Origin of the sequence: uncultured Methanofollis sp., from assembly GCF_937919355.1 — an archaeon.
Taxonomy (GTDB): domain Archaea; phylum Halobacteriota; class Methanomicrobia; order Methanomicrobiales; family Methanofollaceae; genus Methanofollis.
This window is the reverse complement of record NZ_CALFSA010000209.1, coordinates 1-9,177: the sequence shown is the minus strand read 5'-3', so window position 1 is coordinate 9,177 and position 9,177 is coordinate 1. Positions and strand designations below refer to the sequence as shown.

General features: G+C 66.6%; 8 protein-coding genes. All 8 read right to left on the bottom strand.

Features of this window, described 5'->3' with window-relative positions; all coding sequences use genetic code 11:
* A partial coding sequence (gene comD, locus Q0520_RS10245; RefSeq protein ID WP_298669732.1) for a sulfopyruvate decarboxylase subunit alpha occupies positions 1 to 911 on the bottom strand: 911 nt, incomplete at its 3' end.
* Positions 904 to 2,181 carry a cysteate synthase gene (locus Q0520_RS10240; RefSeq protein WP_298669729.1) on the bottom strand — a complete coding sequence of 426 codons (1,278 nt, stop codon included), beginning with the start codon at positions 2,179 to 2,181 and terminating at the stop codon, positions 904 to 906. The genes Q0520_RS10240 and comD, both read right to left, overlap by 8 nt.
* Before the next feature lie 2 nt (positions 2,182 to 2,183).
* The gene (locus tag Q0520_RS10235; RefSeq protein ID WP_298669726.1) at positions 2,184 to 3,410 is read right to left on the bottom strand and encodes a methanogenesis marker 16 metalloprotein; all 1,227 of its coding nucleotides are present in this window, start codon (positions 3,408 to 3,410) and stop codon (positions 2,184 to 2,186) included.
* A complete protein-coding gene (locus tag Q0520_RS10230) occupies positions 3,407 to 4,018 on the bottom strand; it encodes a (Fe-S)-binding protein (RefSeq protein ID WP_298669723.1) in 612 nt (203 codons plus the stop codon). The genes Q0520_RS10235 and Q0520_RS10230 overlap by 4 nt, the downstream gene beginning before the upstream one ends.
* Positions 4,019 to 4,726 (bottom strand): GTP-binding protein, encoded by a 708-nt coding sequence (locus Q0520_RS10225; protein ID WP_298669720.1) that lies wholly within the window; start codon positions 4,724 to 4,726, stop codon positions 4,019 to 4,021.
* Positions 4,723 to 5,583, bottom strand: a complete 861-nt coding sequence (locus Q0520_RS10220; RefSeq protein WP_298669717.1) for an ATP-binding cassette domain-containing protein — start codon at positions 5,581 to 5,583, stop codon at positions 4,723 to 4,725. Before Q0520_RS10220 ends, Q0520_RS10225 begins: the two co-directional genes overlap by 4 nt.
* Before the next feature lie 206 nt (positions 5,584 to 5,789).
* Entirely contained in the window at positions 5,790 to 7,502 is a 1,713-nt protein-coding gene (locus Q0520_RS10215; RefSeq protein WP_298669713.1) for a uracil-xanthine permease family protein, read from the bottom strand.
* Between the two features lie 32 nt (positions 7,503 to 7,534).
* A partial coding sequence (locus tag Q0520_RS10210) for a solute carrier family 23 protein (protein ID WP_298669710.1) occupies positions 7,535 to 9,177 on the bottom strand: 1,643 nt, incomplete at its 5' end.

Here is a 9,177-nt window from a genome sequence, read left to right as displayed (position 1 = left end):
GCGCCGGTGCAGGCGCAGGTGGGCTGGTTGCCTGTCGAGCCGAAGGTGCCGTTGTCCAGGCAGACGACGGTGAGGTTTTTCGGGGCGCTCGCCGCGATCACCGGGAGGATAGAACTCCCGAGGAGGCTGCCGTCGCCGTCGATGACGATGACCCGCCTCTCCGTCGAGAGGGCGAGGCCGAGGCCGATCGCCGAGGCCTGGGTGTAGGAGCCGAGCATGTAGAAGGTGAGGGGGCGGTCGCCCGCGGCATAGAGTTCCTTGCTCGGCACCCCGATGTTGCAGACGACGGCGGCGTCCCGGAGATGGGGGACGACCGCCCTGATCGCCCCGAGCCTCTCTGTCACCGGCGCGGGGAGAGGGCGCCCCCCGACGACGACGCGGTGGCGGCAGGGCCGCGGCGGGAGGTCGCGGCAGACCTCGCACTTTCCCCCCTCCCAGACCTTCGGCGAGATGAGGGCGACGTGCGGGCGGGAGTGAAGGAAGGCGTCGTCGATCACCGCACCGATCTTTCCGATCTCCCCGGCGTCCTCGACAACGGTGTACGGGATCCCCGCCGCTCCGAGGATCGCGGGGAGGCGGGTGTTGAAGGGGATCTGGGCCGGGATCTTCTCCATATACACGCCCCGCCAGCTCGCAAGGATCGGGAGGGGGAGGCCGAAGGTGACGGTGAGGGAAAGGATGGCGTTGAGCATGTTCCCGAGGCCCGAACTCTGGATGACGACCACCGGCCTCTTCCCGGCGAGCACCGCCCCGGCAGAGACACCGACGCCGTCCTCCTCCCGCATCAACCCGACTGTCGGGAAACGCTCGGAGAGGAGGAAGCAGAGGTCACCGGCGCGGTCGCAGGGGAGGGAGGCGACAAGGTCGATCCCCTTTTCGGCAAGGAGGTCGGCGACAAGATCCTCATGCACGGTTTCTCACCTGCCCGAGGACTCTCGCCCCGAGGACCGCGGCGTCAACGTTGGGGGCGACCCTGAAGGCGGGCTCGATCCTGTAGCGCTCATGCTCCTCCGCGACACGTCGATAGCCGCCGCCGGTGATATTGAGGAGGACCGTCTCGGTGCGCCCGATCTCTCCCGACTCCACCGCCTGCCTGAGGGCGGCAACAGCCACCGCAGCCGCCGGGTCGAGGTCTATCCCCTCGGCCTCAGCAAAGTGCCGCCCTGCATCCTCAGCATCCCTGTTCTCCACAGAATACATCGATCCTCCTGTCGCGGTGAGGGCGTCGAAGACGCCCCCGCCGACACCATATGGCGGACTCCTGTTGGTCAGCACATCAGAATAAACCGCCGCTATTGCAGCCCGCGCCCCGGGCATGTCCTCCTCGGGGATGATCTCGCGCCGGCCCGCCTGCCACGCCCTGACCATCGGGACAAAGGGTGCGTTCTGGGCGAGGTGCAGGCGCGGCAGGCGGTCCCCGAACCTGCCGTCTCCGACAAGCCGCATCGACGCCTCCCAGGCGGCGATACCACCGGTACCGCTCCCGACCGCCTGGACATAGTGATCGGGCATCCGACCGAGGGTGACCGCGGCGTCAAGCATCACCGTGCCCATGCCGTCCCTGCGGGCGACGTTCTTCGCCCCGCCCTCCGGGATCAAACCCTGAACCGAGCAGAGACCGTTCGCCACCGCGATGGCGTCGGCATAGTCGCCGTCCACCGTGACCAGGCAGGCCCTGTCGGTCTCCACAGTCGTCCAGAGGCGGTCGGCGGCAGTCTCCGGCACGACGACGACGACCGGCATCCCGGTCAGGGCGGCGGTCTGGCAGAAGGCGCGGCCGGTGTTCCCCGCTGAGGCGACGACCAGAGTCCGGCCCCTGGCCGTCTCCCTGATCCGCACCATCGTCGGGAGGGCTTCGAGTTCCTTGAAGGAGCAGGTGAGCACCCGCCCCCCCTTCTCCGGCCAGTAGCCGGAAAAACCGATCCAGAGGTTCCTGAGGCCCAGGTCGCGGGCGAGGGCGGTCGAGCGGAAAGTGACCGGCCCCGCGGCGGCCCTGATCATCCCCTCGACAGGGAGCCAGTCGGCGAACCTGAAGACTCCGGGTTCGTCCCTGATATCGAGTGTCTTTTTCCGGTAGACAGTGCGGATGAGGGCCCGGCACCCGGATGGGCAGGAGAGGGTGTAGTGGTCCTCGACTGTCTCCCCGCAGTCGGGGCAGAGAAGTGTGTACGGCCTCATCATCCTCACCTCACCGGGAACTCCCGGCCAAGGATCCTCTGGCGCAGGTCCTCGCAGAGGGCCTCGGCACGGTTGCGGTCGGACTGGCGGAGAGTGATCGGCACACGCCTGCCGCCGATGGTGATGGTCCCGAGGGCGCCGGAGACGGCGCCGCCGCGGCACGATGCCGCACACGCCCCGCAGGAGACGCAGAGCGCCGTGTCTATCCCCTTCCCTGTCGCAAAGGCGCCGGTCGGGCAGAGGCCTCCGGCCACGCAGGGTTCGCAGAAGAGGCAGGAGGTCGGGTCGTACGTGACCCGTCGGTCCGTGCCCTGCCAGACGTCGCCGTAGGTCGCCGACGCAAAGGGCCGGCGGTCGCTGATGTCGGCCACAGGCAGGGCGATAGCCTCGTCGAGGACGGAGAGGGCGGATAGACCGGCACTGTCGAGGACGGGGATCGCGGCGGCGATGCTCGTGATGCACTCAGGCCCTGCCGAGGTGACGAAACCGCCGCAATAGCGGGGGTTCATCTCCCTGATATCCGCGAAGGCCATGATGTTCGGCTTTTCCGGCGTGCTCCGCGTCCCCTCGCCCATCACGAAACCAGGCGCTCCGTTCACGAGCACCCGCACACCCGCCCTGATGAACCGCATGGCGGGGTCGTTCTCGATCGGGTTGATCTCGCCGCACCCGCTGACCGAGGCCTCGACGCACGGCCCCCGCATACCCGCGGCCGAGAAGATCGTCCTGACCTCGGAGGGTTCGCGGTTCACGTAGGCGGTGTAGTTCCTGAAGGCACTCCTGGTCGTGACCAGGCGAGCGACGGTGCAGTCCTCGATCGTGACCGTGTGGGAGATCTCCCTTCCCCCCGCCGTGACCAGGACATCGACGTCCTTCCCTGCCGCAAGGTCGGCAATGAGGTGACCGCCGCCGTACCTCTGCCCGCCGTGCGAGGTGCCGAAGACGACCATGTCCACAAGTCCGAGGCGCTCGTTCGGGCAGGGGCCGGGGAAGGCCGGGACACCGTTCAGGCTGACGGAGTCGGCGCGGAAGAAGGTGCCCGGCGGGGCAACAGGCACCGAAAGGACGGCCGTCGTCCCTGACATCACGCCGCAGGTCCCGCAGGTGACGACGTCGACGTCTTCAGGCGTCAGCTTCTCTCCTTCCCGTATCCGCCTCTTCAACTCGGCGGCGGTCAGGACGACGGCGCTCCCGTCCCTGACCCGTTCCTCGATCCCGGCGATGGTCTTCATATGATAACGTCCTCCACCCGTACGTGCAGCCCCTCTGGGCGTTCCACTATCATATTGGTAACCCCGGTGTGGGCGAGGGCCATCATGCAGAAGCCGGGGAGGAAACGCTGGCGTTTCCCGAAGACCGGCGGGTGGGCGACAGGCCGGGCGAGGCCCTCGAAACCGATCATGTGGTAGGCCCGCACATCGTGGTACTCCCGGCCCCGGGAGAACTCCGGGCCGACGACATGACCGGTGATGAGGCCGGTGACAGGGTCGGCCTCGATCACCCTGATCACGTGCTGGACAGGGCACCCGGCACCCATCGGGCGGCCGACGACGATCTCGCCCTCCGCAATCCCCCACTTCTCAACGAGGTCGGGCCTGAAGGGGAGGACGATCTTCCGGGCCGTGGGTTCGCCCGGCAGGGGGTCGAGGACAAAGTCGTAGGTATTGCCGACGATGTCCCGCCCCGTATAGACCGCGTCGGGAGCGGCGACGCAGGTCTCGCCCCCGGAGAAGGGGCAGTCCGAAACAGACCGTTCGCCCGCGGCGACCATCTCCATGAACGCATCGCAGGTCCGCGCCCCGCAGAGGCCGCAGTTCTTTCCGGGAGGCCGCCAGCCCATCTACTCACCCCGGAAGAGTGTGCCGGCGTCCCCGAGTCTCCGGACGACCCCGAAGTGGTGCTGCCAGCCGATCCCCTTCTTGCCGACGCAGACGGTGCAGACGCCGAGGGGCGGGACGCCGCGGAGTTCGATGGTGCCGGCGTCTGTCACCTCGCTGGCCTCCGTGATCCTCCTGAGGAGATAGCGCATGCCCGTCCCCTGCACCGCGTTCGTCTCGACGATCTCGATATCGGGTGCCACCGCCCTGATCCCCTCCCTGAAGACTTCCTTCTCGGCCTGGGAGACCAGGTCGATCCTGGTGACGACGGCCACGTCGGCGAGGGAGATCATCGGCCCCATCTTGAGAGGGGCATGGGTGCCGGAGACGGCGCTGAGGACGACGATGCCGAGGGCCTGGGTGACGTACGGGGAGCAGCGGAGGCAGAGTCCCGCAGATTCGACGATGAGGAGAGTGGTCCCCGCAGACTCAGCCCAGCGGAGGGCGTCGGCCATCACCATGATCCCGGCATGGTCTGGGCAGAGGTCGCCCGAGTAGACCTTCCGTGTCGGGATGCCGAACTCGGCCGCGAGTTCTTCGTCCTCGAAGGCCCTGACGACGTCGATCTTGAGGTAGGCCGCCTTCTCCTCAGGCCTGAGGCCCCTGAGGACCTGGCGGACAACCGCTGTCTTTCCCGCCGACGGCGGTCCGGCGACGACAAGGAGTTTCATGCCGTATGCACCGACTCTGAGGTGACGGTCGTACGCGCCGGGTCTGAAGTGAGGGAGGTGTGCACCTCCTCCTGAGCAAAGTCGGCAGGCAGGCCGCTGGTGATCGCCTCGCCGGCACGGATACGCTCCCTGAGGCGGCAGAGGATGCCGTCCATCTTTTTCACCGCAGAGAGGGCCTCGTCTTCGGCCCCCGTGTGCTCGATGACCCTGACGACTGTCCCGTTCCGCATCACGATCCGCCGGTCGCACATCAGGGCAACAAGGGGGTCGTGGGTGACGAAGACCACGGCCTTCTGGTAGGTGCGGAGGACCTCGATCACCCGGTCCTTGAAGATCCCGGCGTTCTCGACCTCGTCCAGGATGATCACGGGCGTGCTCCCGATCAGGATCGCATCCGCCACCATCAGGGACCTGGTCTGCCCGCCTGAGAGGGAGGTCATCCGCACACCTGGGGCGATCTTCTCACCGGTGAACTCGTTTGCAAGGGTGATCGTCTCTTCCACGACCCCCGCGTCCCCGATGCCGCGGGCCGAGAGGTGCATCCTGAGGAACTCGGCGACCCTGAGGTCGGCGAGACATCGGGTGTTCTGGGTGATGAGGGCGACCGGTTTTTTCGCCGGGTCGCGGACATAGTCGTCAGGCGGCACCTCGCCGTTGACCAGGACAGTCCGTCCGGTGACTGTGTCATTCCTTGCAAAGACCTCGATGTCGCTGATGAAGGCGCTCTTTCCCGACCCGGTCGGGCCGACGATGGCGAGGGTCTCGCCCGGCCTGATGACGATCCGGTCGAAGTGCTCTGTCCTGCCGTTCTTGTCCTTTCCGGGGAGGATGGTGATCTCGGTGACCTGCGGGTCCATGGAGGGGCATCATGCAGGAGATCAGATAATGCTATCCATAGTGCACACATTCACTCGACACACGTACAAAAATAGGGATTAAAAAATACAGAGGAGGAGTGAAAATGTGCAGACATGGAGCAGGGCCCGGAAGCGGGGTGGCCCATGGGAGAGAGGGGGCCACGCCTGTGGACAGGTGTCCAGAGGGGACCGGGTGATGCGCCCTGTCAGTGGTCGAAGTGGAGGAAGGCCCGACACTGCCCGTCCTCCTCCCTGCTCCAGGCCCTGTCGGCGTACTGTCCTGCCATGTACCAGGCAAAGGCGGCAAAGCCGCGGTCGTCTTCGAGCATCTCCTCCTCCGTGGGACGGGAGGCGGGGAAGTCCAGTGACTGTCCCGTATACCTGACCGCAAGGTCGAGGTTCAGTTCGTCGAAGGAGGCCGAGACCTCGAGGGGACCGTCGGTGAGGGACCCCATCGTCCCCTCCGCGACCTCGGTGGCCGCGGCGGCGGCGCGGACGATCACCTCCTCGCGGGCGCCCCACTCCTCGCCTTTCCGCCTGAGGAAAGACTCGATCTCCCTGGCCGCGGGCGACCCCGGTTCGAGCACGATGCTCTCCTCCTGCCTGATGCCGACCCTGAGGGCGAGGTTGAGGACGATGGCGGTGATGGTGGCCAGGGCGATCGAGGAGGCGAAGACCGGTTCGAAGACTGGGGGGACGTCCTCGAAGACGTACGGGACAAACTGGACGGAGAGGCCGAAGACCAGGGAGAGGCCGATGACCAGCACCTTCCGCGTGTCCATCATCCGGGAGAGCATCGTCGTGATCCCTACCATGATCAGGAAGGCGCAGATGTAGATGACGACCGCACCGATGACATAGATCGGCACGAGAGAGAAGGCGGTTGTCGCCATCGGGACGAAGGCGCAGACGACAAGCGCCCCGCCGAAGAGGAAACCGATGTACCTGCTCGTGATCCGGGAGGCGACCGAGATGCCGAGTTCGGACGAGGCTGTGGAGACGCCCGGCGACCCGATAACACCGGCAAAGACGTTCGTGATCCCCACCGTGAAGACGCCGTCCCTGATGTTCTCCATGTCAGGCCTCACCCAGGCGGCGTCATTCACCCGCTGTCCGATCGTCACGTTGGTGATCGTCTGGATCGTCGTCGCGATCACGGCGATGAGAAAGATCGGGAGGAGGCGGAGGTCGAAGGACCAGCCGAAGGATGCGATGTCAGGGGCCTGGAGGAGGGGGGCCGCCATCACCTGTTCCAGGGCGTCGGCAGGATACAGACCGAGGAGATAACTCGCGCCGAGGCCGACCGCAAGGGCGGTGATGATCGCGTTCGCTTCATACTTCTCGCCGAACCTGGGCGAGACGACAAGGACCGCAAGGGTGAGGACTGCCACGCCGACGCCCGCAGGGATAAACCCGGCAGTGTCGGTCTCGCCGGTCATGCCGAGAAAACTCTGGATACCGAAGGGGATGAGGGAGAAGCCGAGGATGGTAATGACCACTCCCATCACCTCGGGCGGGAAGAGGACGCGCAGTTCCCTGACGACGCGGGAAAAGCCCATCTGGAGAAGGCCGGCGACGGCGGTCATGCCGAACGCAAGGGCGAGGCCGCCGACCTGGACGGCATGGAGGGTCGCCACCAGGAAGGACTCGTCGTAGGCGGTCGGCATCAGGTAGCCGCAGCCGATGCCGCGCCCGCGGAGGGCCTGGAGGGCGGTGCCCACCCCTTCGGCGAGGAGAAGGGAGGAGAGGAGGGCCGCCGTCATTTTGGGCGGGCCCCCGACGGCCGCAACGATGATGATCGGGATCACCAGGGAGAGGGCGACGTGCTGGACCACGAACTGGAGAGTGAAGGGCACTGCCACCGACGCAGGAGGGCGTTCGTCGACGCTGTACACGAGGTCTTCAGGTCGCCTGCTCATGGTTTCCATCCCTGTGCTGTCATTTCCGTCTCCTAGTGGTCGAAGTGCAGGTGGAGGGTGCACCTGCACGAGAGGTCGCTCGCGTCGGCCATGCCGCTGGCACCTGTCACGAGGCGCACCCCCTCGCCGGGACGCCGCGTCAGGTACGAGACAAATATCTCCAGGTTGAACTCGTCGAAGCGCATGATCACCCGCACTGGCTTGTCTGTCACTCCCTGGGCCTCGATATCCCGGACACATGCCTGAACCGCCTTTACCGCCCGGGAAAAGACCTCTTTGCGTGCCCCCCAGGCCCTTGCCGGCCCCATCATCGCCAGGCCCAGGTCGGCAGGCGATCCCGCCGCCGGGTCGTGGAAGAACTCGACGGTGTCCTTCACCCCCACCTGGTACAGGGCGTTGAGGAGGATCGCAAGGAGGGCGGCGACGGTGAGGGACGTCCCGAAGGCCGGGGGGAGGATGTTGCTCATGCCCGCGATCTTCTCTGCGACCAGGTCTATCCCGACGCCGATCGCCAGGGGGACGCCGATGACCAGGGACCGCCGGGAGTCGAGCATGCGGGAGGAGATGATCGCAAGCCCGGAGACGATGATGAAGGAGACCGCAAAGAGGGAGACGGCGGCAAGGACGGATGCGGGCATGGAAGTCAGGGCCCTGAGGAGCAGGGGGGAGCAACCCGCCAGGACGAGGAGGAGGCCGGCACAGACACCGATGATCCGGGAGAAGGCGCCGTTCGCGATAGAGACGCCGACGGCCGCAGGTGACGCCCCGACGCCGGCCCCGCCGATCAGGCCGGAGAAGGTGGTGGCGAGCCCGGTGACGAGCACGCCCTTCTCGATGTTCCCGAAGTCAGGCCTCTGCCATGCCTGGTTGGTGCTCACCTGGCAGAGGGTGAAGGTGCCGAGGTCGTTGAAGACGGTGCAGAAACCGGCGACAAGGAAGGGCAGCAGGAGAGCCGGGTCGAAGGACCAGCCGATCTTCGTGGGGTCGGGAAGGGCGAAGAGAGGGGCGGCGGCGATGCCGGCAATCTCGGCAGGGCCGAAGGCGCCGGTGGCGGCGGCGATGAGCCAGCCCGCACAGATGCCGAGCATGATCCCGGCGGTCCTGACCGCCCCCCGGCTATAGACGTAGACCACGACGAGGAAGCCGAGGAGGAGGACGCTTGTGACGGCCGAGGCGATGTCGGTGCCCGGACCTGAGCCGTACTTCCCCATGAACGCGGGCATGATGTGGCTGATGAGCATGATGCCGAGCATGAGGAGGATCATGCCGGCGATCTCGACGGGGAAGTATTTCCTGAGGCGCGAGATGTAGCGTGAGAACGCGGCCTGGGCGAGGCCGGTCACCGTCGTCATGCCGAGGAGGAGGGAGAGGCCGCCGGTCTTGACCGCGATGACCATCGGCCCCAGGTATGCGGCCGAGAGAGTGTACGGCGCAAGGTACCGGACGCCGAGGCCGCGGTAGCCGACGGCATTCACGATAGTCGCCGCACCAGAGGCGATCGCGATGCCGCCGATAAGGACGAGGAGGTCGTCGTCAGCGATGCCGGCGGCACCAGCGAGGGCGGCGATGACCTGGAGGCTGATCACGAAGAGGAAGAGGTGCTGCACGGCGAGCACAAGCGTAACTGACCATGGCGGACGGTCGTCCGGCCTGTACACCATGCCCGGCAGTTTCA

Coding starts and splice junctions, on each gene's coding strand:
- Q0520_RS10215 (WP_298669713.1), bottom strand. CDS start 7,502: ATGAGCAGGCGACCTGAAGACCTCGTGTACAGCGTCGACGAACGCCCT.
- Q0520_RS10235 (WP_298669726.1), bottom strand. CDS start 3,410: ATGAAGACCATCGCCGGGATCGAGGAACGGGTCAGGGACGGGAGCGCC.
- Q0520_RS10220 (WP_298669717.1), bottom strand. CDS start 5,583: ATGGACCCGCAGGTCACCGAGATCACCATCCTCCCCGGAAAGGACAAG.
- Q0520_RS10225 (WP_298669720.1), bottom strand. CDS start 4,726: ATGAAACTCCTTGTCGTCGCCGGACCGCCGTCGGCGGGAAAGACAGCG.
- Q0520_RS10240 (WP_298669729.1), bottom strand. CDS start 2,181: ATGATGAGGCCGTACACACTTCTCTGCCCCGACTGCGGGGAGACAGTC.
- Q0520_RS10230 (WP_298669723.1), bottom strand. CDS start 4,018: ATGGGCTGGCGGCCTCCCGGAAAGAACTGCGGCCTCTGCGGGGCGCGG.